This window comes from Vibrio sp. R10-SG3-ISO3 (assembly GCF_059834225.1).
This window is the reverse complement of sequence record NZ_JCBDHE010000040.1, coordinates 53,372-77,823: the sequence shown is the minus strand read 5'-3', so window position 1 is coordinate 77,823 and position 24,452 is coordinate 53,372. Positions and strand designations below refer to the sequence as shown.

The window sequence follows — 24,452 nt, the reverse complement described above, 5'->3', positions numbered from 1 at the left end:
TTGTCACGCCACCAATCATGTTCTATTTAAGTTTGACCCGATAGAGATTAGGTCAGGGTAAAAAACTAGAAAAGGATTAAAAAGTTATATGATATGAACTTGATAAACTCAGTTTCTTGCTTTGAACTCGGTCACCCACATCGATGTCGCACCGCACACCGCGACAGGCATAACGATCAGGTTCAAAATAGGAATGGTGGTGAACACGGAGACCAGCGCACCAAAGGTATAGGCTTTGCTTTGTTTTTGTTTCAAATTGTGTCGCATGTCATTAAACGGCACCTTGTGATTATCGAACGGATAATCGCAGTACTGAATCGCCAGCATCCAAGCGGTAAACACAAACCACAGAATGGGGCCGAGCGTCTGGCCTAAGGCTGGAATGAGCAGCAAAATAAACAATCCAATGGCTTTGGGCAGAACGTAGAGCAGTTTGCGCCATTCTCGTGCCAATACACGCGGCACATCCTTGATAACGCTGAGCATGCCATCGTCACTGATCTTTTGCCCCGTTAGGTGCTCTTCCACCTTTTCCGCGAGCAGGCCATTGAACGGCGCTGCGATAAAGTTCGCTAAGGTGCTAAAGAAGTAGGAGAAGGTCGCCAAAATCGTGAGCACCAGTAACGGCCACAGAAGATAACTCAACCAAGAGAGGAAATCGGGTAGCTGACCAATCCACTCTGCAATCCAACTATCCAGATGAGAGAAGAGATAAAAGAGCGCGCTTCCGACCAAAATAATGTTGGCGAGGAGAGGTAAAAGGACAAACTGACGAATGCCGGGTTGCAGAGTGAGTTGCAAACCGTGGAAAAAATAACCAAATCCGGTTTTTGACTGTTGAGTGTTGTTCATGAAAATGTGCCTAACAGGGTTTTATGGTGTGTTAACAAGGAAAAGCGTGTTCAAAATCACATCATTATGGGAACTTCTAACATTAAGTTGTTCTAAAACCTATGAGAGTTTTGGTAGAGTAACTCAAATCAGATTATTTGAAACCAGTTTGGCTGATTTAGCAGCTGAATGATTGAGAGTGAAAGATGCAGGAATTGCGATTTGTACTGATCATTGTGGGCGCTTTGGCCATTGCCGCGCTGCTGTTCCACGGATTATGGACAAGCAAAAAAGAAGGCAAAACAAAATTTGGCAACAAGCCAATTGGAAAACTGTCGACGCCAGAGCAAGACGAATCCGTACCCGAGCGCTCTTTTGCTCCCGAAGATGATTTTGAGATTGTGCGTGTGACTAAGACCAGTCGCAACACCAGCAATAAATTTGCTTCAGACTCCGGTGAGACAATGGATGATCCTCTGCTAAGTGACCCGCTTCTCGACGCATCCATCAGTGACTCAACGTTTTCAAGCGATTCCACTCGAGATGAGCCAACCTTTAGTGAGTGGAAAGACGATTTGGTAGAGGAGTCTCAAACCACTCCGCTGCAAGATACTCCCCGTCAAGCGTCATCGGAAGAACTAGACATTCCCTCTATGTCTGCAAACCCTCAAGAGCCCCGTGATGTGAGCTCTGTCTCCACCACAGAATCCGCGCCGACCGAGATTGATGATAGTGATGACGAAGATGAGATGCAGGTGATTGTCATCAATGTGCATTGCGCTGGAGAGACGCCATTTGTGGGTACCAAGCTGTTTGATAGCATGCAGCAAAATGGGCTGATTTACGGTGAAATGGACATTTTCCATCGTCATGCGGATCTCTCTGGTACCGGCAAAGTGCTGTTTAGCGTTGCCAACATGATGCACCCTGGCACACTCAAGCATGATGATCCTGCAACATTCACCACTAAAGGGATCTCATTCTTTATGACATTGCCGTGCTACGGTGATGGTGAACAAAACTTCAAGTTGATGCTGAAAACCGCGCAGCAAATTGCCGATGATTTAGGTGCCAACGTGCTGGATGATGCGCGTAATCTCATGACGCCGAACCGACTTGATGCGTATCGCGCTCAAATCAAGGCGTTTAAGCTCGCACAGCAACCCTAGTCAGCAAAACAAAGCGTGCTACCATAAAGGCTCCTGATGCGGAGCCTTTTTCGTTTTACCTTATTTGCTTTAGAGTCACTGATTCATATTGGATTAAGATCAAAGGCAAAGGCCCTGCAAGTGGCCAAGATATAGAGCAGAGAGACTGATGTCCCAAGAAATCGAACAGAAAATTGAGGCCCTTCGTAGTGCGCTTCATCATCATGGCATTAAGTACTACGTAGAAGATAGCCCGGAAATCCCCGATGCAGAATACGATCGTATGATGCGTGAGCTTATAGAGCTAGAGCAACAGCACCCTCATTTGCGAACACCCGATTCGCCGAGCGCTCGGGTAGGGGGCATGGCCTTATCTCAGTTTGAGCCTGTGACTCACGAGATCCCAATGTTGTCGCTCGACAATGCGTTTGATGACAGCGAGTTAGATAGTTTCTACAAACGCATGACAGATAGACTGGCGGGCCAGAGCGTGGCTGCGTTTTGCTGTGAACCAAAATTGGATGGCTTAGCAGTCAGTTTGTTGTATGAAAATGGCGTGCTAACCCAAGCAGCGACGCGGGGCGACGGTGCGACGGGGGAAAACATCACCGACAACGTTCGCACCATCAAAGCGATTCCACTTAAACTGCGTGGTGAAGGTTGGCCTGCGCGTATTGAAGTTCGTGGTGAGGTGTTCATGCCTACCGCTGGTTTTGAGCAGTTCAATGAGCAGGCGAAAGCCAAAGGGGAGAAAGTGTTTGTCAATCCGCGTAACGCGGCGGCAGGCAGTTTACGCCAGTTGGACTCTAAAATCACCGCGACCCGCCCTCTTAGTTTCTATGCCTACAGTGTCGGTGTGGTGCAAGGTGCGACCCTGTCTTCAAGTCACTACCAGCGCTTTATTCAACTCAAGGAGTGGGGCCTACCCATGTGCCCTGAGGTGCGTTTGGTAGAGAGCATGGAAGAGGTGAAAGCTTACTATCATGACATTCTCACTCGCCGCCAAACCTTGCTGTATGAAATCGACGGTGTGGTGATCAAGGTCGATGATGTGGCGCTTCAGCAGAAACTCGGTTTTGTCGCACGTGCGCCGCGTTGGGCGATCGCCTACAAGTTCCCGGCGCAAGAAGAGATCACGGTGCTCAATGACGTTGAGTTCCAAGTCGGGCGAACGGGCGCGATAACACCCGTCGCAAAGCTTGAACCTGTATTTGTTGGTGGCGTGACGGTGAGCAACGCTACTCTGCACAATGCCGATGAGATCGCGCGTCTTGGTGTCATGATTGGTGATCAGGTGGTGGTTCGCCGCGCTGGGGATGTGATTCCACAAATCGTCTCTGTGGTCGAAGCTAGCCGCCCTCTTGATGCAAAAGTGATCGAGTTTCCGAGTGCTTGCCCTGTGTGTCACTCCCATGTTGAGCGCGTGGAAGGCGAAGCGGTAACGCGCTGTAGTGGCGGATTGGTATGCCAGGCGCAGCGCAAAGAAGCCTTGAAGCATTTTGTCTCACGTAAGGCTTTGGACGTCGATGGACTTGGCGTCAAGGTGATTGAGCAGTTGGTTGACAAAGAGATGGTGACAACGCCTGCTGATCTGTTCAAGCTCTCTGCTGGTGTACTGACAGTGCTGGATCGCATGGGGCCTAAATCAGCGCAAAACGTGGTCGACGCACTGCAAAAATCGAAATCCACCACATTACCAAGATTCCTCTATTCACTGGGGATTAGAGAAGTGGGGGAAGCGACGGCTGCGAACCTAGCGATGCATTTTAAAACGCTACCCGCGATCAGCGAAGCCACCTTGGAACAGCTGATAGAAGTCCCAGATATTGGCCATATTGTCGCGAGTCACATCTTGGCGTTCTTCTCTGAGGAGAAAAATCAGCAAGTGGTCGAGGATTTGTTAGCGCAAGGGATACATTGGCCGGATATCGCTGAACGTGACGAGGATGCGCCCGCGCCTCTGGCCGGTAAAACCGTTGTGCTAACTGGGTCACTTTCTCAGTTGACACGCAGTGATGCAAAAGCGGCACTGCAAACGTTAGGCGCGAAAGTGACCGGCAGTGTGTCTAAAAATACCGATATTCTGTTTGCTGGTGAAAACGCAGGATCTAAGCTCGCCAAAGCACAAGATTTAGGTATCGAGATCAAAACAGAACAAGACTTACTTGATTTGATGAAATAACCTCGCACAGCCAAGCACCTCTTTATTGAAGCCCTTAGTGATTTCGCTAAGGGCTTTTTGTTTGTCTCGTATTATCTACCTTCCGCCGACTTCAATAATCGCAATAATTAGTCAGTGATCTTGTTCATAGTCTTATGTTCGAATCTTACAATGAAGATAATTTGCGAGTGATCTCACGCCTATTGATGTTGTTTTTTATTTAACTTGTTGATTTTATTTGGTTTTATTAATTTCGACTGAAAAAACAAAAAATGAGAGGTGGATCTTGTCTATTAATGGAACTTTGCTATTGCTCATATTTTTTTAGAAAAAAATTAAGTTCCATTTGGATATTTTTAGTCGCGAAGTTAGCCTGAGTTCATGGATACACAGTGTGTATGCAGGAATAGAAAATCGGATGCGAAAGGTTTGCAGAGGGTTTTCAACATAGGAAATGATTTCTCCCTTCGGCGGCCAACTTAAGGTGAGAAAACAAAAGACAGCTATATCCATTTTTAGGAGTTTTTCCATGGACAAAATGTTTAAACGTTCACTCGTAGGTGCTGCAGTTGCTGCTGTAGCGATGTCAGGATCTGCAAATGCAGCGATTCAACTTGCGGGTGATGCCGTTCAGTTTTACGGTCAAGCTGCGGGTAACATTACTTTAATCGATGCTGGTGATACGACGAGCATTGGTACAGAAATCGAATCTCGTATTGGTTTCCGTGGTGTTGTTGAGTTTGATGACATTGCGCCAAACTTTATCTGGCAGATCGAAGGTGGGAATGCTAATAACGGTACGAACACTGGAGGCTTAGGTGCTCGTGATACTTATCTTGGTCTTGATTTTGAAGGTGTTGGTCAATTCAAGTATGGTCGTCAGCTCGTGGCAGCATACAACTACGTTGACTGGCCACACTCAAACCCTGGTTTAGGTAACGTCTTCGACTGGAACAATGACATTGATGGTGGTTATCAAGATCGCGCGGACAGCGTTCTTCGCTTTGATTCCGCAAATTTTGGTGGGTTTAACTTCCAAGCTACGTTAAGTGGAATGACCAAAGATACCGACCAAATGGTTTCAAGCATCGGTACCTCTTACTCAACAGAGAAGTTTAGTGTTCACGCAGGTTACTACCATCAAGGTTCTTACGAACAAGGTGTTGGTGAGCCGGAGAAGTTTACTGTTGACGGTAATGACAACGTTATCCTGAACCCTGAGTGGGTGGCATGGCGTGATAACGGTGGAGAAAATCAAAGAGAGACCGTTGAAAGTCGCAATTACGCAATTGTTGGTGGCTCGCTATTTTTGGGTGACTTGACACTAACTGGTGCATATAAAGCTATGGAAGTGGGAAGTGTAGGTCAGAATGCATACTCAGCGACAGCTCAATATGTTATTGATAGTAAGTACGTTTTAAAAGCTGGCTACGCGGCAACAGATGATGCAGATGGCACCACAGATACTGCTGACCAAGCAATTACTGCGAGATTTGGTTACTTGCTACCTAGTTCATACTGGTACATCGACTCACGCAACTATGAATTCGATGGTGGTGACTGGGCGCACCGAATCCTGTTAGGTATGGAATACTACTTCTAATCTCAAGTTGTTTTGAGTACAGTCTTTAACCATCGTTTGAAGAGCATTCTGTCTAGAATGCTCTTTTTACTAAGGAGATAAAAATGAAAGTAATGAAAGCGTTGTTGGTTGTTGGGTCTATGGTTGCTTCATTTGCTCCTAGGGCTGAGGTCACTGTGGATTTTCACTCGGATATCAACCCTGTCATGGTTGCAGGCGAAGAAATTCCTTATTCTTTTTTTTCAAAGTCGTCGTTCTCGCTTCCTGATGGTAAGAACCAAGTCGTTCTTAGAATGTCGAAATTGGTTGAGAAACTGGGAGAAAAGGAGAAATTCAACTCTAAAACGTTTGTGCTAACGTTTAGTTCAGAAAATGCTGTCCTATTTATCGAACCTGGCTCAAAAGTTGTGAGAGTTGAACAAGCGCAACGCTTTGATAAAAGTCCTAGTTTTATTATCTCTGATAAGAAGGGCAACCAATTAGCGCATGAGGTCGCCGAGTTACCGAATCTTGGTGGAATCAAAAGAGACTATGAAAAAGAACTAGCAAAGTTTAATGCTGAGTATTACCCGGATTTATTGACGTCAACCTTAGCCGTTACAGAAGTCAGCAGTGCTGCCAATATCAAAGTTGATGCTCACGCTAATGAAAACACCGAGCCGAATATGTTCAAATATTGGCTAGAACAAGCAAATCAAGAAGAAATCGAACAGTTTACTGATATTGCCTTGAGAGGCAGAAAAGACAATACAATAGTGATGCCTGAGTCGGCGAGTCAACCTGTTCAGATGTTAGGGTATTGGTATAACAAATCTAACAGTGAAGAAAGAAAACAGATACTGTCTCATTTAGTTGGCCTCTAAATCGCAACTCAAAATAAAATCGCACCTTATAGGTGCGATTTTTCGATGCTTTTTATAAAAATCAAAAATCAAAAATCAAAAATCAATACAACACCGAATACAATTGGCGGCGGTACTGACTGGCGATCGCGTTTCCTTGGCCTAATGCCGACAGGATATCCATAAAGATCTTTTTCAGATCACCGCCTTCGGTGTTGAGGTCTTTCTTAAGAAATGTCCAAAGTAGCGCAAGGGCTTCTTCATCGCGCTTAACTTGGTGGTAGCAAAGTGCCAATTCGGATGCCAATTTGGCGTTGCCTGGGTCATTCGCTAAGTCGGCTTCGAGAGATTGAATCTCTGGGCTGTTGGCGGATTGCTCATACAACTCAAATTTTGCGACTAAGCCTTTGTAGTAGTTATCCTGATACTCAAGCGGAATATGGCTCAGCATGGCTTTTGCCTCATCAAACGCTTGGGTCTCGAGTAAGCAGTCTGCGATGGCGAGTTTCACCTCACCTTTTTGTTGCCACTCTTCACCAAGACTTTGAAGAATCGGCAGTGCTTGAGTGTACTGCTTTTGTTCAATCAGAGTCAGCGCTTCACTGAGCGCCAACTCTTCTTGGCTTGGCAAATGCTTGCTCAGCATGGCTTGAATCGCTTCAATACCCTGCGGGCCACCTAAGCCGTCGACGGCTTGACCATTCATAAACAGGGCAATGGTCGGGAGCGCTTGCACGCCAAATTGCGAGGCGATCATTTGCTCTTGTTCGCAATTGAGGAGCGCTAAGGTAAAGGCGCCGTTGTACTCCTGGGTTAGCGACTGAAGTTGCGGAATGATTTGCGCACTCTCTTGGCTCATCGATGCCCAAAAGTGAATTAACACCGGCGTTTGCATTGAGCCTTCCAATACTTGTCGAAAGTTATGCTCATTTAATTCAACGATATAGGGTGATTGCATGTGATCATTCCTTGCTGGTAGATGATGTTCGTAGTGGCGATGTCTATAGGCAACATATGGGCGAAAGCCAAAGAGTTCAAGCACGCAACGCCATTCTGTGCTCTTTATGCCTTTGAGTTGCAAACATTGCCCTTATTTCCAGCAGCTAGCGGGTGAGCGCAGACCCAACTGATTGAGTGTCAGCGCGGTGTAAGTTGCACCGCCACATGCATCGCTCGCTTGTGCGCCACTGGGCGTTGCCGTAATCGTATAGGAGGCGGCGCTCGCGACAATGCTGAGTGAGTAACGTGCTGTGTCGGACTCGCACACCGTACAGCTCGACCCTGACATAATCGATGATGCCAAGGTGAGGTAGCTGCCATCGTAACCTTTCTCAAGCGCGAGTTGGATGCGGCTCAAATCGGCTAATGCTGTAGTGCGATGCGCTTTTAAGCCATAGCTCTGCATCGCGGGATAGGCAATCATGGCCAATATCGTCACGATCGCAACTGCGATGAGTAATTCGAGCAATGTCATGCCATGTAAGTGATTTTTTCGGTTGTTGCAGCGATTTTTTCGAATCATTTCTAATGCTTCCTCTTTGATTTATAAACTATTTTTATGGGCTGATAGCATGTGCGCAAGATAAAAATGGCATATGCGATGGTTTACATAATGAAATGGGAAATGACTCGCGGCTTTACCTTGCTTGAGCTGCTCTGCACGATAGTGGTGCTCGGAATTGTGCTTACGGTGGCCGCGCCGAGTTTTCAAACCATGAGTGCAAGCAATCAAATGAAGCGCGTCGCGGGTGAGCTAGAGCACTTTCTTGTTCAAGCGAAGTCGGAAGCAGTGTGGCGCAACCAAGATCTGTGGGCTCACATTGAATCCTCTGTCACTCCAAGCTTGCCCGGTCAGTGGCGACTGATACTCACAGACTCCGACACCTCGGGAGGAGCGCCCATTCTTTACCTTGATGGCGCAAGCTTTCGAGATGTGGTGATCCTTTCTAACTATACCTCTGATCAAATAAAATTCGATGGTGTGCGTGGCAAAGTGAAAGATGGCAATTTGGAGTTTTATATTGTCAATACCACCAATCAGAACTTGAAACTGAAAAGTGCTTATGGTGCAAGCCGAGTGATGATATGCGCAGTAGGAGGCGGTCATTATGGCTATGCGCAATGCTAAACCGAGGGGCAATTTTCAGCGCGGTGCGTCATTGGTCGAGTTGCTGATCGCATCGGCCCTTGGATTGATTGCCATCATGCTGGTGGGCAGCGTGTTTATTCGCAGCCAAGCGGTGGCAACCGAGCGAGGCAAAGCGTTGCTGTTAGCCCAAAACCTATCGACTGCGATGGCACAAATGAAAGAGGACATGCAGCGCGCAGGCTATGACGGTCTCACGGATACCTATCACCAGTTGTCAGGCGCTTCGGGTGTCATTCATACCCAGTCTTCACCGGAGTTGGTGGGGTATGTGTACCGCGTTGCCTCGTCTGGCGCGAGTGCGTTTCGCAACGTGGTCTACAAGCGTGAGCCAAGTTCATCCGGGACGCTCGGCCACTCGCTCAAAATCTGTGAGAAACACACGCCAGTGCCACTTTCTGTCAGTGACGCAACTGACTCTGGACTGCATGGAAACTGTTACAACGTTTTTGATCCAAAACAGATTTCCCTCACCGCGTTAACCGTCAACACAGAGACGATTCAAGGAGGCTCGACACGCAGCCAACAGGTCAATGTCATATTGCGCGCGCAGTTGGTGGGTGACACGAGCGTGACGTTCGACACTTCTTCGGTGACTTTGCAGAGGAATTGGCAATGAGTAGGTACAAACAGCGTGGGGTGGTGACTCTATTCGTCACATCGATTTTGTTGGTGATCGCACTGGTGATGGTGTTGGCTTCTTATCGACATGTCTTTTACCAGATCAAGCGCTCACACAATGAAGTCAAAGCTAGACAAGCTCATTGGCGAGCAGAAGGTGGAATGGAGTGCGTCTATGCCTATTTAAAAGGAAGCCCCAACCTCGTGCCCGATTTGACGGCGCCGGGGCATGGGTTGCTCGATTCAATTTGTAAAGAGACGTTAGCGCTCGATGACTTGTACCTGCGCGCTTTAACCGCGTCCGATTATGTGATTGAGTCACAAGGCCCAACTCACGAACTTAAAAAGTCGTTTTATTGGGGCAGCATGACGGGGCTTGGCGCGATTCAAACCACCGCAGATCTGCGTATCCGTGGCAGTGCGGCGATCGCAGCCGATGCGCCTAAAAAGCCGAATGGAGAAGGCGAATATGAGTGCGTTGCGATTCGCTATAAACACCGTGTGACGTTTGAGTCACCCACAGGTGCTTCATTGAGCACCGAAGACCCTATGCCAAATGGCCCTTATCCTGGGTTCTCCGGTGACTGTGCCAGTAGCTACAAAACCTCGACCACTGAAGGGGGTAATACCACCGATGACCCAGACCTCTTTGCGCAGGATTATCTCAAAGACGACGATCTTGACCCGTTTTATAACTATTTTGGTGTCACCAAAACGACGTCAAACATCTCAAATATTAAAGCGGATTACTACGTCATCACGAATCCCGAAGTCTCGGACGGTCAGACTTGCCATCAACAACTGGCGGATGCTTTTGCCAGTTATGACAAAGTGTGGGTAGAAGGCCACTGCGTCCTCAGTGCGCCGCTCACTGTCACAGGGCCGCGTTCACTGGTCGTCGCCAATGGCATATTTGCGTCAACGGGTTCAGCCAGTTACTCCGGCTCGTTTTTTCATATGGTGGATCGTACCAGTCCCGCCTTTACCGATGAGAATTTGGCGAGCTACTGGTCTGAAGTGAGCTTTTTTAGCGCCATAGAAAGCCTGCTCTCCACCCACACCGTCTACTTCGACAATGGCGCGTTTCACCCAAAAGGGGGGATGCATTTCGATTCACCCAATGGTGAAGTGGTGCTCAATGGCTCGTACGACCTCGACTACTCGTCAGCCAATAGTCTCTACCAACGGCCGAAAACCCTAATGTGGAACAATGGAGGTTGGTATGCAAAATAGCCAGCGTGGTTTTAGTTTGGTGGAAGTAATGATTGCGTTTATTTTGATTGGTGTCGCCTCGTTGTCACTGATCAAGCTGCAAGCATACGTTGAGCAGCGCTCTGATTTTGCCGTCAAGAGTATTCAAGCACTGAATATCGCAGAAAGTCAGTTGGAGTGGTTTCGCAGTCGCGGCGCATCAGCGGCGTTGTCTAGCATACCTCCCGCCGATTTTACGAGCATAACCAGTGGCAGTGACGCGATCACATACGCTCCATTTACCGTGCGTTGGCAAACCAGTGAGCCGACTGCAACCTTATCCAACGCATTGAAAACCATCACAGTGACAACCGAATGGCGAGATAGGTTGGATGCCGCTCAAACCCTATCCGTGACCACTATGATGTCAAGCTACAGTGAGTTTACTAATGACTAAATAGCCCTCATGGATAGGTGGTGTTAATTGATAGGTAATCCAAATAAATTTCTAATTGGTGAACGAGTTGTGAGGTATTTGGTGGGTTTTTTGTGGTGTTTGTGTTGCACGTCTTTGACGTTTTTGCAAAACATGTCTCCAATTATGGAAAAAACCTTAGAATCTTGTGCTTTTTGTAAGCGGGTTTTATAGAATGCTTGGCTGATAATAGACCGTCAAAAAATATAACAAGGTCTAGGGCAACAACATCAAACTATGGAGTTACCATGAGTAACCAAGCAATCAATTCAGCGCCACCTGCTAAGCCGAGTGGGATGGATCGCTTTTTAAACTTTATCGAGCGCGCAGGCAACAAAATTCCTGATCCGGCGATCTTATTCTTTTGGGCATTGGTGATCACTTGGGCAGCATCAGCGCTGTTGTCTAATGTGTCATTTGATCTGATCAATCCTCGTACAGGTGAGGCATTGGCGATCAACAACCTGTTGACGGGGGAGGCATTAGCCAGTTTCCTCGCGAATATGGTGACGACTTTCACCGGATTCGCACCTTTAGGTATCGTGCTTGTGGCGATGTTGGGTGTGGGTGTGGCTGACTCTTCTGGTTTCATCACCACAGGTCTTAAGAAGATGCTGAACTTCACGCCAGCAAAACTTCTGACGCCAATGCTGATTCTGGTTGCCATCGTGTCGCATACGGCGGCAGACGCGGGTTATGTTTTGGTTATTCCTCTCGGTGGTATTATTTTCCATGCCGCTGGCCGTCACCCACTTGCGGGTATCGCTGCTGCTTTTGCGGGTGTGTCAGGTGGTTTCTCTGCTAACTTTATCCCTTCTGGTATTGACCCTCTGTTAGCGGGTTTCACTCAAACTGCCGCACAGGTGCTTGATCCTCAATACGTCGTCAACCCACTGGCCAACATCTTCTTCACTGGGCTTTCATCAGTGATCATTGTTGCGATTGGTTGGTACGTGACAGAGAAAATCATCGAGCCTCGCCTAGCAAAAACACCGATTGATGACGATGCGGAGAAAGCCCCGGATCTCGGTTCATTTACAGAGCTGGAATCGAAAGCGTTTCGTTATGCCGGTTGGTCGATGATGGCGGGTATTGCACTGCTGATTGCAGCGATTATTCCGGAGTCTTCTGCACTGCGCTCACCAGAGGGTGAAATTACTGCGTTCTCAGCGCCGCTGATGAAGTCTATCGTGCCACTGATCTTTATTTTGTTTATCATCCCTGGTTACGTTTACGGTAAGGTTGCCGGTACGTTTAAGACCAGTAACGACGTTATTAAAGCGATGTCCGACACCATGGCGACCATGGGCGCGTACATTGTGATGTCGTTCTTCTGTGCTCAATTCCTTTCTGCTTTCGCACAATCGAACATCGGTACTATGTTGGCGTTGTACGGTGCAGAAGGCCTGAAAGCGATGAACCTGCCGGGTGAAGCGACCATTATTGGTATGATTCTACTGACAGCCGCTGTGAACTTGTTGATTGGCTCTGCGTCGGCGAAATGGGCATTGATTGGTCCAATTCTTGTGCCAATGTTGATGGCTGTAGGCATCTCTCCTGAGCTGTCTCAAGCGGCGTACCGTGTTGGTGACTCAGTGTCTAACATCATTTCACCGTTGATGGTCTTCTTCCCATTGGTGGTGGTGTACTGTCAACGCTACGTGAAGTCGACGGGTATCGGTACTCTAGCATCGTTGATGATGCCATTCTCGATTGCGATGCTGATTGGCTGGTCTATCTTCTTGCTAGCGTACTGGGCTGTTGGCATTCCTCTTGGTATTCAAGCGCCTTACACTTACGTGATGTAAGCGCGGCGACTTGGTCTCACTATAAGCCAAGTCTCCTAAATTAAATATTTACGCCAGCGATCCCGCTGGCGTATTCTTTTCCACAACCCACAACCCACAACCCACAACCCACAACCCACAACCCACAACCCACAACCCACAACCCACAACCCACAACCCACTTCCCATTTCACCCACAAACCACTAGGATCAAGCCTCTTCATCACTATCGAGGATTCTCCATTGTCTACCGACACATTTACCCCCCAAGATGAACACTTTATGCGTCTTGCGATGGAACAAGCCAAACTGGCTGAACAGCAAGGTGAAGTCCCCGTTGGCGCGGTGCTGGTCAAGGAGGGGAAGGTTATCGCGACAGGATGGAATCAGTCGATTGGTCAACACGATGCAACCGCACATGCGGAGATTCAAGTGTTGCGCCAAGCAGGGCAACAGCTTGGCAACTACCGCTTATTAGACACCACGTTATATGTCACGCTAGAGCCTTGCCCTATGTGTGCAGGAGCCCTGCTTCACAGCCGCGTTAAACGGATTGTGTTTGGCGCACCGGACTTAAAAGCGGGGGCTGCAGGTACGGTATTAAACTTGTTTGAACATCAAGCAGCGTACCATTACGCAGACGTCGAGCATGGATTGTTGGAGTCGGAGTGCCGAGAGCAGCTTCAGGCCTTTTTTCGCCGACGTAGAAAAGAGAAAAAAGCGGCCAAGCGAGCGTTAAAACATGACGATGCGTCAGAGTCGATGGAGTAGGTGGGGGAGCTTTTAAGCAAACATCTTAAGTAAGATGTTTGCTCTGTAGGGTTTATGCACAAATGAGTTGCATAAATGCACGGTGACGTGCGATGACTTTCTTCTTGTTGTTGCTGATCATTCGCTTTCGGCGATTCGCTGATACAGTCTTGTTAAGGCGTTTTGACTGCAGTTTACGTCGACGCATAAAACAACCTCCTAGCTAATGTTAACGACAGACACTCATGTGTCACCTAAGGATACTTTGTCCTAGGTGTCGATTCTTATAACCGTCCAATGTTACCGTTTTAAGAATGTTACGTGAGTGATTAGGCACAGGATAGAAATGGGCTTAGCGCGCGAGAGTTCGCGACGCTAAGCTCTGTGCTCGGCTTATTATTGATCGAGATGGCTGTCAGCGGAAGAGGCGCTTTCGATTTCTTGTTCGATGACGGCCTCGCCTTCCGGCTCTTCTTCATCTGGCAGTTCGATCACCACCAGATCGTCAACGGTCAAGTCCTCAATGCTGGACTCCTTCTGTTCAACGTGACCAATAATGCTCTGATAGTAGCGACGAATATTCTCCACATAGTTGCGTGCTTCATCACCTCGCGCGTAGCCATAGCGAGTGGTACTGTAGTATTTCTTAAGGCGAAGCAGGGGCAGTCTGTCTTTGACATCTGACCAGGCATCGGGATTACCGCCTTGTTTTTTCGTCAGGCGGCGGGCGTCCATTACATGACCATAGCCGACATTGTACGACGCCAACGCAAACCAAATTTTCTCGTGGCTTTCGATGGTGTCTGGAATGCGCGCCACCATGCGCCGCAAGTACTCAACACCACCTCTGACCGATTGCTCGGGATCGAGTCGGTTGGTCACACCTACACTTTTGGCCGTCGGCAGCGTCAGCATCATCATGCCACGAACCCCAGTTGGTGATTTAGCGCGAGGGTTCCAGTGTGATTCTTGATAAGCCAGTGCTGCGACCAATCGCCAATCAAATTCATCGGAGTATTTCTTAAACAGTGGCGACCACGTCGGTAGCGTGGAATCCAACGCGCGGATAAAGGCGCGGGTATCGACGTAATCAAAGCTGTCGATATGGCCGATGTATTTCTCTTCCAGTGAGGCGAGATGCCCGGATTGTTGTAGATGACCAAAGAACTCGATCAGCAAGGCGTAGAGGCTTTCGTCTTGGCTGCGTCGTAAGAACCAGGAGATGGGCTGATCTTCGGTCAGCTCAAACGCCAGTGCCACATCGGGATAAATCCGCTGTGATAGCGAGATCTCGACCGAGTCTGCGACGGTAAATAGCAGTTCACCATCAGAGACTTGCTTGAGCAGGTCATTGACATCGACATTGGCGTCGACCTTATAGGTAAACTCCGGGTAGTCGATTTGAATCTCTCCTAACGTCGTATTGAAGTGAGAGTCACTGACAATACTTAAAACGGGCTTGCCGTCGTTCTCTTCAATGAGCTCGGCCTGTCGCTCAATCAACTGCTCTAGATTTCGTGGTCGCCACTGCCCTTTGCGATACACCAGTTGTTGACTGACGTAATAATAGGCGGGGGCAGGGCGAAATCGGCTCATGCGCTCAGGTGATTGACTGAGGCCCGCCGCGATAATATCGATCTCACCCTTTTCCAGCGCTGGGTAGAGGCTCGAAATGCGATAGGCCGGTTTCATTTCCAATTGCACACCAAGCTCGTTGGCAAATTCACGGGCGATTTCGTAATCAAGGCCTGCCGGGCCATCAGGACCAATATAATAGGAGAGCTGGTTATTGAGGGTGCCAACGCGAAGCACTCCACGTTCGCGAATTTGGTCTAATTCGCTTTTCGGCTTAGATTCAATTTGGCATCCCGTCAAAAAAAGCGCAGAAAAAAGCAGCGCGCACAAGGCTTTCAGCGGGCTAAAGTCATACTTGTTCATTAAAGAGAGTCTCATACTTCCAGTAGGGCATTTATATCAAAGTGTCATCACAAGGCAAGAAACTATCGACGGCGAAGCCGCAGAGTTCAAAAAATCATCATGTTCACCGGCCATGATGGCTCATGCTCTTCCGTACAGGGTGAGCTTGTGGACGGGACAGGAAAGAAAGGCTTTGCGGCGATTGTGCTGGCGGTATGCCGATGAAAAAAAATGACGCAAACGGTTGCGTTTGGTGTTACATCACAAAACCAATTGCTATATAATGCGCTCGCAAACGCAGAGGTGCGATTGGCATAGGTTTGAACTGTTTTTTATAACGTATTGAATTTATTCCAATATCATCTTAATCAATTGCATAAGAGACCTAAGCACATGAGAATTTTGCGTGGCTCCCCAGCTCTTTCTGAGTTTCGTGTTAACAAACTAGTAGAACTTTGTCGTGAACAAGACCTGCCTGTGACAGGTATTTACGCTGAGTTTATGCACTTTGCTGACCTTACCGCAGATCTGTCTGACGCTGAACTAGCAAAGCTAGAAAAGTTGTTGACCTACGGCCCAACGATCGAAGAGCACGCACCTGAAGGTCTTTTGTTGCTTGTGACTCCTCGTCCGGGCACCATCTCTCCTTGGTCTTCTAAATCCACCGACATTGCCCATAACTGTGGCCTTTCAAGCGTTAAGCGTCTAGAGCGTGGTACGGCATACTACATTGAATCATCGGTGGCGTTAAACGACGCACAAGTGGATGCGGTGAAAGCACTCATCCATGACCGCATGATGGAATCCGTATTTACTCAGCTTGATGCTGCCTCTGCACTGTTTAGCGTTGCTGAACCTAAGCCTGTTGCTCACGTTGATATTCTTGCGGGCGGTCGTCTTGCGCTTGAAGAGGCAAACGTTTCCTTGGGCTTGGCACTGGCGGAAGATGAAATTGACTACCTAGTAGAAAACTTCACTAAACTGGGTCGCAACCCGAACGACATCGAACTGATGATGTTTGCTCAAGCAAACTCAGAGCACTGTCGTCATAAAATCTTTAACGCAGACTGGACGATCGACGGTGTTGATCAAGAGAAGTCGCTGTTTAAGATGATCAAGAACACATTTGAAACGACACCTGATCATGTTTTGTCTGCTTACAAAGATAACGCAGCAGTCATGACGGGTTCAAAAGTAGGTCGTTTCTTCCCAGAACCTGATACTCGTCAATACACCTACCACCACGAAGACGCGCACATCCTAATGAAGGTTGAGACGCACAACCACCCAACCGCTATCTCGCCTTGGCCAGGTGCGTCTACCGGTTCTGGTGGTGAGATTCGTGACGAAGGTGCAACGGGTATTGGCGGCAAGCCTAAAGCCGGTCTGGTTGGTTTTACTACCTCTAACCTACGTATTCCAGGTTTTGAACAGCCATGGGAAACCGATTTTGGTAAGCCAGGTCGTATCGTTAACGCCCTTGATATCATGCTAGAAGGCCCTCTAGGTGGCGCGGCGTTCAACAACGAATTTGGTCGTCCAAACCTACTGGGTTACTTCCGTACTTACGAAGAGAAAGTGACCTCTCATGCGGGTGAAGAGATCCGTGGTTACCACAAGCCAATCATGATTGCTGGTGGTATGGGTAATATCCGTGACGAGCACGTTCAGAAGAAAGAGATCCCTGTGGGTGCAAAACTCATCGTACTGGGTGGTCCTGCGATGAACATTGGTCTTGGCGGTGGTGCGGCCTCTTCAATGGCGTCAGGTCAGTCTGCGGAAGATCTTGACTTTGCTTCTGTACAGCGTGAAAACCCAGAGATGGAGCGTCGTTGTCAGGAAGTGATCGACCGTTGTTGGCAGCTTGGTGAGAGCAACCCAATCGCGTTTATCCACGATGTGGGTGCAGGCGGTATCTCAAATGCACTACCAGAGCTGTGTGATGATGGCGAACGTGGTGGTTTATTCCAGCTACGCGACGTACCAAACGACGAGCTGAGCATGAGCCCACTTGAGATCTGGTGTAACGAATCTCAAGAGCGTTACGTAATGGCAGTGGCGCCAGAGAATATGGAAGTATTCGATGCCATCTGTAAGCGTGAACGTGCGCCTTACGCGGTGGTCGGTGTGGCTACTGAAGAGCGTCATCTAACACTAGAAGATTCTCACTTCGACAACACGCCAATCGATATGCCAATGGACATCTTGTTGGGTAAAACGCCGAAGATGCACCGTGATGCGAAAACACTTAAAGTCGATAGCCCAGCGATTGAACGCGATGGCATCGAAATTAACGAAGCGGTTGATCGCGTTCTACGCCTACCAACAGTGGCAGAGAAAACCTTCCTGATCACTATCGGTGACCGCTCGGTAACTGGTCTTGTTGCGCGTGACCAGATGGTTGGTCCTTGGCAGGTTCCAGTGGCAAACTGCGCGGTAACCGCAGCAAGCTACGACTCTTACCACGGTGAAGCGATGTCTATGGGTGAGCGCACACCAGTGGCTCTTCTCGACTTTGGTGCATCAGCACGTCTAGCAGTAGGTGAGTCTCTAACAAACATTGCAGCGACAGATATCGGTGATATCAAGCGCATTAAACTGTCAGCGAACTGGATGTCTCCAGCAGGTCACCCAGGTGAAGATGCCGGTCTTTACGAAGCAGTGAAAGCCGTCGGGGAAGAGCTATGTCCAGCGCTAGGTCTTACTATCCCGGTGGGTAAAGATTCCATGTCGATGAAGACTAAATGGGAAGATAATGGTGAAAGCAAAGAGGTGACCTCACCACTTTCATTGGTGATCACCGCATTTGGTCGTGTTGAAGATGTTCGTAAGACAGTAACGCCTCAGCTACATACTGACAAAGGCGAGACGTCACTGGTTCTCGTTGACCTTGGTAACGGTAAGAACCGTCTAGGCGCGACAGCACTCGCACAGGTTTACAAACAACTGGGTGATAAGCCTGCGGACGTGGATAACGCAGAGCAGCTAAAAGGCTTCTTTGACGCCATGCAAACGCTAGTTCGTGATGACAAGCTGGTGGCTTACCACGATAAAGGGGATGGCGGTCTGTTCGTGACCTTGGCAGAGATGGCCTTTGCGGGTCACTGTGGCGTGAAAGCGGACATCGCAAACCTAGGCGACGATGCGCTTGCCGCGCTATTTAACGAAGAGCTCGGTGCGGTTGTTCAGGTGAAGAACGATGACTTAGACGCAGTGAAAGCAGTCCTAGCAGCCAACGGCCTAGAGGCATGTTCTCACGTTATTGGTTCAGTAGAAGCAACAGACAGCTTTGTTATCACCGCGGGTGAGACGGTTATCCTTGAGCGCTCTCGTACAGAACTTCGTACTATCTGGGCTGAGACCACACATAAGATGCAAAGTCTACGTGATAACCCTGCCTGTGCTGACCAAGAGTTTGAAGCGAAGAAAGACAACTCTGATCCAGGTCTGAACGTTAATCTAAGCTTTGATGTCAACGAAGATGTTGCTGCGCCTTACATCGCAAAAGGTGCGAAGCCGAAAATGGCTATCTTGCGTGAGCAGGGCGTCAACTCTCACGTTGAAATGGCAGCGGCATTTGACCGTGCTGGCTTTGAAGCGACCGACATCCACATGAGCGACATCCTAACGGGTCAGGCAGCGTTGGATGAATACCAAGGTCTTGTGGCGTGTGGCGGCTTCTCTTACGGTGACGTACTAGGTGCTGGTGAAGGTTGGGCGAAGTCTATCCTATTCAACCCACAAGCACGTGAGCAGTTCCAAAGCTTCTTCAACCGTGACGATACCTTCTCTCTTGGTGTATGTAACGGCTGTCAGATGCTATCGAACCTGAAAGAGCTGATCCCTGGCGCTGATTTGTGGCCACGTTTTGTTCGCAACGAATCTGAGCGTTTTGAAGCACGCTCTAGCTTAGTGGAAGTACAGAAATCGGATTCTGTGTTCTTTGATGGTATGGCAGGCTCACGTATGCCTATCGCGGTTTCTCACGGCGAAGGTCGCGTTGAAGTACGTGATGCAGACCACCTAGCAGCGATTGAAGCGTCTGGTACGATTGCAGTACGTTACGTTGATAACCACGGTAACCCAACACAGCAATACCCGAACAACCCGAACGGTTCACCAAATGCGATTACCGGTCTTACCACACAAGACGGTCGTGTGACCATTATGATGCCACACCCTGAGCGTGTATTCCGCACGGTTGCCAACTCATGGGCACCAGAAGGTTGGGGTGAAAACGGCGCTTGGATGCGTATGTTCCAAAACGCTCGTAAGAACATCGGCTAAGCCTGATTAATCGAGTCAAAAGCGTAGCGTGAATTCGCTGCGCTTTTTTATTTTTGGCGAAATGTGTTTTTAGCGAAAAAACTACTAGCCAGCGATGCTTTTTTAAGCTCTAATAGCGCACTTTTTTGCGAAGGGCCCAATCATTAGGGTCGCTTGGTCTGAGGAAACAATTTATGAATGCCAATAAAAAATATGCGTTGCATGTTACTCAACAAGAGTCACAGTGGAGTGCGACAATCACTCGCCAAGTGACATCACGTAAAACTCACGTTTCAAAAAGTGAAACAGGGTTTGAGTCTGAACAAGCTGCACAAGCTTGGGGTGAAGAGCAATTGGCGGTATTCGCCAAAGCGCAAGCCGGTCATAACGCGCGTAAAAAAGCCAAGTAGTCACTGTTGTTGACCTTATCGTGCTTACCTTAGTGTAGGCACGTTTGTTTTGAGCGCTAGCCAAGACAACCTAGCGCTCGCAGAGAGGCGGTCGCGTTAACGAAACTGCCCCGCCTCAGGCAAGTATTCAAACCCTGCGCTCGCAAGCTTTGCTTCAAGGGCAGCACGGTCAATATCGAAATACGCCGCAAGCTTGTTCAGATCCCCCGCAAAATCATCGCGCAATTTCATGTTGACGATGCTCATCAGCATCACGCTATCCATGCTGGCAAAATTGCTCAAATTCATCATGCATCCTCAAAATCAGAAATCAGCAGATTGGCCGCTGCGAAGGCCGCTTTTTCTCGTACCGACTTAGGCAGCGCGTCATCCGCTGCAATGTCATTAAGTGCTTTGAGCGCGCAGGTGATGGCTTGTGGGACATAGGCTTGATCGCCACTACCTATCTGGGCGTAAAGCTCACGAACCATGTCACAGCATTGATAAACTTGCATGTTGGTATCCTTAACAAATGATAACTGCTCTCAAATATACACAGGGACGAGAGGAAACTCAAAGCGCTCGGTTGCGCTAGCGCAAACTCGTGAAGCCTTAGTCGTTTTTTTCACCAACAGGGTGAGATAGGAGAAACGCCGCGTAAAAAAAAGCGAGCATTAACGCTCGCCAATGGATTGAAACGGTTTGATTACTCTTCGGCGTAACCATGCATGCTGAGCAGCTTGCCATCGAGGTAGGCTTCTTTGCCATCTTTCATCACGAGGCGCTCTTCCACCATCCACTTTACGACCAGAGGGTAGATTTTGTGCTCTTGCGTTTGCACGCGCTCGGTGAGGGTTTCGACGGTGTCTTCATCAAAGATCGGCACTTTTGCCTGTAAAATGACAGGCCCGCCGTCAAGTTGCTCAGTGACAAAATGGACACTGGTACCATGCTCTTCGTCACCGGCGTGAATGGCACGTTGGTAAGTGTTGAGCCCCGGGTATTTGGGTAACAGCGATGGGTGGATGTTGATCATTCGCCCCATAAAGTGACGAACGAACTCGCCACTTAAAATGCGCATATAACCCGCCAAGACCACAACGTCAGGCTTGTATTCATCCATCTGCTTCATCAATTCGCGATCAAAGGCGTCGCGAGTATCGAATGAGTTTGGATCAAGAAAGTGCGCGCCAGCACCGGCTTTTTTCGCACGTTCCAAAGCGTAAGCGGTTGCTTTGTTTGAAAAAACAGCGGTTACTCGGCCATTATCGATGTTGGTTTCACAAGCATCAATAATCGCTTGCAAGTTAGAACCATTCCCTGAAACTAAAACAACAACGCTTTTCATCTTTAGTTGATCTCTACTTGTTCTTCGCCTGCTTGCGCTGTTGCAATCTCGCCAATCACCCAAGCGTTCTCGCCTTCGGCTTTCAACAGTTCAACCGCTGCGTCGGCTTGTGCTTTAGGTAGGGCGACAATCAGACCAACACCACAGTTAAATGTGCGGTACATTTCGTGGGTTGTGACGTTGCCTTTCTCTTGTAGCCATTTGAAGATAATTGGCCATTCCCAGCTGTTACCATCGATCACCGCTTTGGTGCCTTCAGGCAGTACGCGAGGGATGTTTTCCCAGAAACCGCCACCAGTGATGTGCGAGATGGCATGAATGTCATGCTGCTCAATCATCTTGAGTGCCGATTTGATGTAAATTTTGGTGGGTTCGAGTAGGTGCTCACCAATCGTTTTGTCAGCTAACTGTTCGTTTTTGTCAGCACCAGAGACTTCAAGAATCTTACGAATGAGTGAGTAACCGTTTGAGTGTGGACCGCTTGAACCGACCGCGATCAGCGCGTCGCCAGCTGCGACTTTCGTGCCGTCAATCACGTCTTCTTTCTCGACGACGCCAACACAAAAGCCTGCTACGTCATAGTCTTCGCCTTCATACATCCCTGGCATTTCTGCGGTTTCACCACCGATCAGTGCACAACCTGCTTGCACACAGCCGTCTGCAATGCCTGACACAACATCCGCTGCCGTATCGACATCCAACTTACCTGTTGCGTAGTAATCCAAGAAGAACAGCGGCTCTGCACCTTGAACAATCAGGTCGTTGACACACATTGCCACAAGGTCAATACCGATGGTGTCATGCTTTTTCATATCCAAAGCAAGGCGCAGCTTAGTGCCCACACCGTCTGTCCCTGAGACGAGAACTGGATGCTTGTACTTGGTTGGCAATTCGCACAGCGCGCCAAAACCACCAATACCACCCATTACTTCAGGGCGACGTGTACGTTTTACCGCACCTTTAATACGGTCAACAAGTGCGTTGCCTGCATCAATGTCAACGCCAGCATCTTTATAGCTAAGAGAAGTGTTATCAGCACTCACGGGGAAGTCCTCGGTTAGAAAGTTGGATGTGAAAACGGCGCTATTCTACCAGTGGTCAAAGCTAGATAGCAAACGTTTGCGCAAGTTTTTTCTTTTGCGCTACGACAAGAAATTGTGAACGAAATCGTTTATAATCGACAAGTTTATTTGAAATTTGCCATAGATCCGGAGATGGAAATGAAAGTTGTTGAAGTTAAACACCCTCTTGTGAAACACAAAATTGGTCTTCTACGAGAAGGTGATATCAGCACTAAGCGTTTTCGCGAGCTTGCAACAGAAGTCGGCAGCTTGCTGACCTATGAAGCGACCGCAGACTTTGAAACAGAAAAAGTAACCATTGACGGTTGGAATGGTCCGGTAGAAGTGGATCAAATCAAGGGTAAGAAAGTCACCGTTGTGCCGATTCTTCGTGCTGGCCTAGGTATGATGGACGGCGTGCTAGAGCACATTCCTAGTGCTCGCATCAGTGTGGTGGGTATTTACCGTGACGAAGAGACGTTGGAGCCTGTGCCGTACTTCAACAAACTGGCGTCAAACATTGATGAGCGTATCGCGTTGGTTGTTGACCCTATGCTTGCTACCGGCGGCTCTATGATTGCGACGATTGACCTTCTTAAAGAGCAAGGTTGTCAGTCATTCAAAGTGTTGGTGTTGGTTGCTGCGCCAGAAGGCATCGAAGCTCTAGAAAAAGCGCACCCAGATGTGGAACTTTACACCGCTGCTATTGACAGCAGACTGAACGATAAAGGTTACATTGTCCCTGGTCTTGGTGATGCCGGTGACAAGATTTTCGGCACTAAGTAATCGTTGATATCTAAGTCACTTTATACGCTAGTGTGTTGATTGACTTGTAAAGACTAAAAAGGAGCATTGAATGATGCTCCTTTTTAATTGCAGCAAAGCGCTGAACGGATACTTCGCCTGCGTTACTTCTTCAAACTTAGCGTGCCGCCGGTGCGTGGTTTTGCCGGTTTGGTCGTGGGGCCTGAGTGTTTGGTGGCGGGCTTTTGGCTTGGATTGTGGTGATGGGCGCGGCCCTTTTTCGAATTAGGCGCGTGACGAAGATCATCGGCATTGCGACCTTTAAACGTTCGCGGCTTTTGATTGCGTCGCGCTTTGGATTCTTGATTCTCTTCTCGACTATCAAAGAGCTTTGCATCGGTTGCGCGGCGGATTCTTCGCCCTTTGCTGTCAACCTTTGAGGCTTCTTCAGTCCCGCTTGAGCCCTCACACATAGCGAGAATCGTCTCAACCTCTTGATCAGACAAGTAGCGCCATTGACCGTTAGGGATACCATCCAAGGTAATGTTCATGATGCGAACTCGGCGTAACTTGAATACTTCGTATCCCAGCGCTTCACACATACGGCGTATTTGACGGTTCAACCCTTGTGTCAGCACGATTCGAAATGAAAACTTGGTTTCCTTGGTGACACGGCACGGTAGCGTGACGGTATCTAAAATCGGGACGCCGCTGCTCATCTTATGAATAAAGTCATCGGTGATGGGCTTGTCAACACGCACGACGTACTCTTTTTCGTGATGGTTACCCGCACGAAGAATTTTGTTGACGATATCGCCATCATTGGTCAGAAAGATCAGCCCATCCGACGGCTTATCTAAGCGACCAATTGGGAAGATGCGTTTTTTGTGGCCAATAAAGTCAACAATGTTACCCGGTACATCTCGCTCGGTTGTACAGGTGATACCAGTCGGTTTATTTAAAGCGATATAAATCGGTTTATCGGTGGCACCACTGATAGGTTTTCCATCGACTTGAACATCGTCTCCGGGAAGCACCTTGGTGCCCATTTCCGGCACTTGGCCATTAATGGTGACTCGACCTTGCTCTATCAGTCGGTCTGCTTCTCGACGTGAACAAAAGCCGGTTTCACTGATGAATTTGTTAAGGCGTTTCGCGCTATCTTGGGACATGAGCATTCTCTTTACGTTTCA

Annotated in this window: 22 protein-coding genes; 13 read left to right on the top strand and 9 right to left on the bottom strand. The window is 48.5% G+C overall.

What is annotated here, in order from left to right:
• Positions 1-108: 108 nt before the first annotated feature.
• The gene (cysZ, locus tag AC6R1A_RS10180; RefSeq protein ID WP_500630681.1) at positions 109-852 is read right to left on the bottom strand and encodes a sulfate transporter CysZ; all 744 of its coding nucleotides are present in this window, start codon (positions 850-852) and stop codon (positions 109-111) included.
• A gap of 185 nt (positions 853-1,037) precedes the next feature.
• Here cysZ and zipA point away from each other — a divergent pair, with 185 nt between their 5' ends.
• From zipA to AC6R1A_RS10160, 4 genes are all read left to right on the top strand, one after another.
• Positions 1,038-2,000, top strand: coding sequence for a cell division protein ZipA (zipA, locus tag AC6R1A_RS10175; RefSeq protein WP_500633895.1), 963 nt, complete (start codon positions 1,038-1,040; stop codon positions 1,998-2,000).
• A 148-nt stretch (positions 2,001-2,148) separates the two neighbouring features.
• Entirely contained in the window at positions 2,149-4,161 is a 2,013-nt protein-coding gene (gene ligA / locus AC6R1A_RS10170; RefSeq protein WP_500633894.1) for an NAD-dependent DNA ligase LigA, read from the top strand.
• A 508-nt stretch (positions 4,162-4,669) separates the two neighbouring features.
• A complete protein-coding gene (locus AC6R1A_RS10165) occupies positions 4,670-5,743 on the top strand; it encodes a porin (RefSeq protein WP_500630678.1) in 1,074 nt (357 codons plus the stop codon).
• An 83-nt stretch (positions 5,744-5,826) separates the two neighbouring features.
• On the top strand, positions 5,827-6,585 hold the full coding sequence (locus AC6R1A_RS10160) for a DUF2057 family protein (protein ID WP_500630677.1): 759 nt from the start codon (positions 5,827-5,829) through the stop codon (positions 6,583-6,585).
• An 82-nt stretch (positions 6,586-6,667) separates the two neighbouring features.
• On the opposite strand, the gene AC6R1A_RS10155 is transcribed toward AC6R1A_RS10160, so the two are convergent.
• Both AC6R1A_RS10155 and AC6R1A_RS10150 read right to left on the bottom strand, forming a co-directional pair.
• A complete protein-coding gene (locus AC6R1A_RS10155; protein WP_500633893.1) occupies positions 6,668-7,522 on the bottom strand; it encodes a co-chaperone YbbN in 855 nt (284 codons plus the stop codon).
• 132 nt (positions 7,523-7,654) lie between these two features.
• The gene (locus AC6R1A_RS10150; RefSeq protein WP_500630675.1) at positions 7,655-8,086 is read right to left on the bottom strand and encodes a type IV pilin protein; all 432 of its coding nucleotides are present in this window, start codon (positions 8,084-8,086) and stop codon (positions 7,655-7,657) included.
• Between the two features lie 102 nt (positions 8,087-8,188).
• On the opposite strand from AC6R1A_RS10150, the gene AC6R1A_RS10145 reads away from it, so the two are divergent.
• The 6 genes from AC6R1A_RS10145 to tadA all read left to right on the top strand — a co-directional run bounded on the left by AC6R1A_RS10145 (position 8,189) and on the right by tadA (position 13,555).
• Positions 8,189-8,692 (top strand): GspH/FimT family pseudopilin, encoded by a 504-nt coding sequence (locus AC6R1A_RS10145; protein WP_500630699.1) that lies wholly within the window; start codon positions 8,189-8,191, stop codon positions 8,690-8,692.
• The gene (locus AC6R1A_RS10140) at positions 8,673-9,329 is read left to right on the top strand and encodes a pilus assembly protein PilW (protein ID WP_500633892.1); all 657 of its coding nucleotides are present in this window, start codon (positions 8,673-8,675) and stop codon (positions 9,327-9,329) included. Before AC6R1A_RS10145 ends, AC6R1A_RS10140 begins: the two co-directional genes overlap by 20 nt.
• Positions 9,326-10,564 carry a hypothetical protein gene (locus AC6R1A_RS10135; RefSeq protein WP_500633891.1) on the top strand — a complete coding sequence of 413 codons (1,239 nt, stop codon included), beginning with the start codon at positions 9,326-9,328 and terminating at the stop codon, positions 10,562-10,564. The genes AC6R1A_RS10140 and AC6R1A_RS10135 overlap by 4 nt, the downstream gene beginning before the upstream one ends.
• On the top strand, positions 10,554-10,979 hold the full coding sequence (locus AC6R1A_RS10130; protein ID WP_500633890.1) for a type IV pilus modification PilV family protein: 426 nt from the start codon (positions 10,554-10,556) through the stop codon (positions 10,977-10,979). The genes AC6R1A_RS10135 and AC6R1A_RS10130 overlap by 11 nt, the downstream gene beginning before the upstream one ends.
• Positions 10,980-11,245: 266 nt before the next feature.
• Positions 11,246-12,805: an AbgT family transporter gene (locus AC6R1A_RS10125; protein ID WP_500633889.1), complete on the top strand. Its 1,560-nt coding sequence runs from the start codon at positions 11,246-11,248 to the stop codon at positions 12,803-12,805.
• A gap of 222 nt (positions 12,806-13,027) precedes the next feature.
• Entirely contained in the window at positions 13,028-13,555 is a 528-nt protein-coding gene (gene tadA, locus AC6R1A_RS10120) for a tRNA adenosine(34) deaminase TadA (RefSeq protein ID WP_500630671.1), read from the top strand.
• A 375-nt stretch (positions 13,556-13,930) separates the two neighbouring features.
• Here tadA and mltF read toward each other — a convergent pair whose 3' ends face one another.
• A complete protein-coding gene (mltF, locus tag AC6R1A_RS10115; RefSeq protein WP_500633888.1) occupies positions 13,931-15,472 on the bottom strand; it encodes a membrane-bound lytic murein transglycosylase MltF in 1,542 nt (513 codons plus the stop codon).
• 372 nt (positions 15,473-15,844) lie between these two features.
• Between mltF and purL the strand changes: the two genes are divergently transcribed.
• Positions 15,845-19,738: a phosphoribosylformylglycinamidine synthase gene (gene purL, locus AC6R1A_RS10110; RefSeq protein ID WP_500633887.1), complete on the top strand. Its 3,894-nt coding sequence runs from the start codon at positions 15,845-15,847 to the stop codon at positions 19,736-19,738.
• Between the two features lie 173 nt (positions 19,739-19,911).
• Positions 19,912-20,127 carry a DUF3622 domain-containing protein gene (locus AC6R1A_RS10105; protein ID WP_334555173.1) on the top strand — a complete coding sequence of 72 codons (216 nt, stop codon included), beginning with the start codon at positions 19,912-19,914 and terminating at the stop codon, positions 20,125-20,127.
• A gap of 96 nt (positions 20,128-20,223) precedes the next feature.
• Here the strand turns inward: AC6R1A_RS10105 and AC6R1A_RS10100 are convergent, their stop codons facing one another.
• The 4 genes from AC6R1A_RS10100 to purM all read right to left on the bottom strand — a co-directional run bounded on the left by AC6R1A_RS10100 (position 20,224) and on the right by purM (position 22,497).
• The gene (locus AC6R1A_RS10100; RefSeq protein ID WP_500633952.1) at positions 20,224-20,415 is read right to left on the bottom strand and encodes a DUF4250 domain-containing protein; all 192 of its coding nucleotides are present in this window, start codon (positions 20,413-20,415) and stop codon (positions 20,224-20,226) included.
• Complete coding sequence (locus AC6R1A_RS10095) at positions 20,415-20,621, bottom strand: YaeP family protein (protein ID WP_500633886.1); 207 nt, start codon at positions 20,619-20,621, stop codon at positions 20,415-20,417. Before AC6R1A_RS10095 ends, AC6R1A_RS10100 begins: the two co-directional genes overlap by 1 nt.
• A 191-nt stretch (positions 20,622-20,812) precedes the next feature.
• Positions 20,813-21,454, bottom strand: a complete 642-nt coding sequence (gene purN / locus AC6R1A_RS10090) for a phosphoribosylglycinamide formyltransferase (protein WP_500633885.1) — start codon at positions 21,452-21,454, stop codon at positions 20,813-20,815.
• Positions 21,455-21,456: 2 nt separating this feature from the next.
• Positions 21,457-22,497: a phosphoribosylformylglycinamidine cyclo-ligase gene (gene purM, locus AC6R1A_RS10085; protein ID WP_334555177.1), complete on the bottom strand. Its 1,041-nt coding sequence runs from the start codon at positions 22,495-22,497 to the stop codon at positions 21,457-21,459.
• A gap of 177 nt (positions 22,498-22,674) precedes the next feature.
• On the opposite strand from purM, the gene upp reads away from it, so the two are divergent.
• Positions 22,675-23,301 carry a uracil phosphoribosyltransferase gene (upp, locus tag AC6R1A_RS10080; protein ID WP_500626327.1) on the top strand — a complete coding sequence of 209 codons (627 nt, stop codon included), beginning with the start codon at positions 22,675-22,677 and terminating at the stop codon, positions 23,299-23,301.
• Between the two features lie 122 nt (positions 23,302-23,423).
• Here the strand turns inward: upp and rluF are convergent, their stop codons facing one another.
• Positions 23,424-24,431 (bottom strand): 23S rRNA pseudouridine(2604) synthase RluF, encoded by a 1,008-nt coding sequence (gene rluF / locus AC6R1A_RS10075; protein ID WP_500633884.1) that lies wholly within the window; start codon positions 24,429-24,431, stop codon positions 23,424-23,426.
• Positions 24,432-24,452 lie beyond the last annotated feature (21 nt).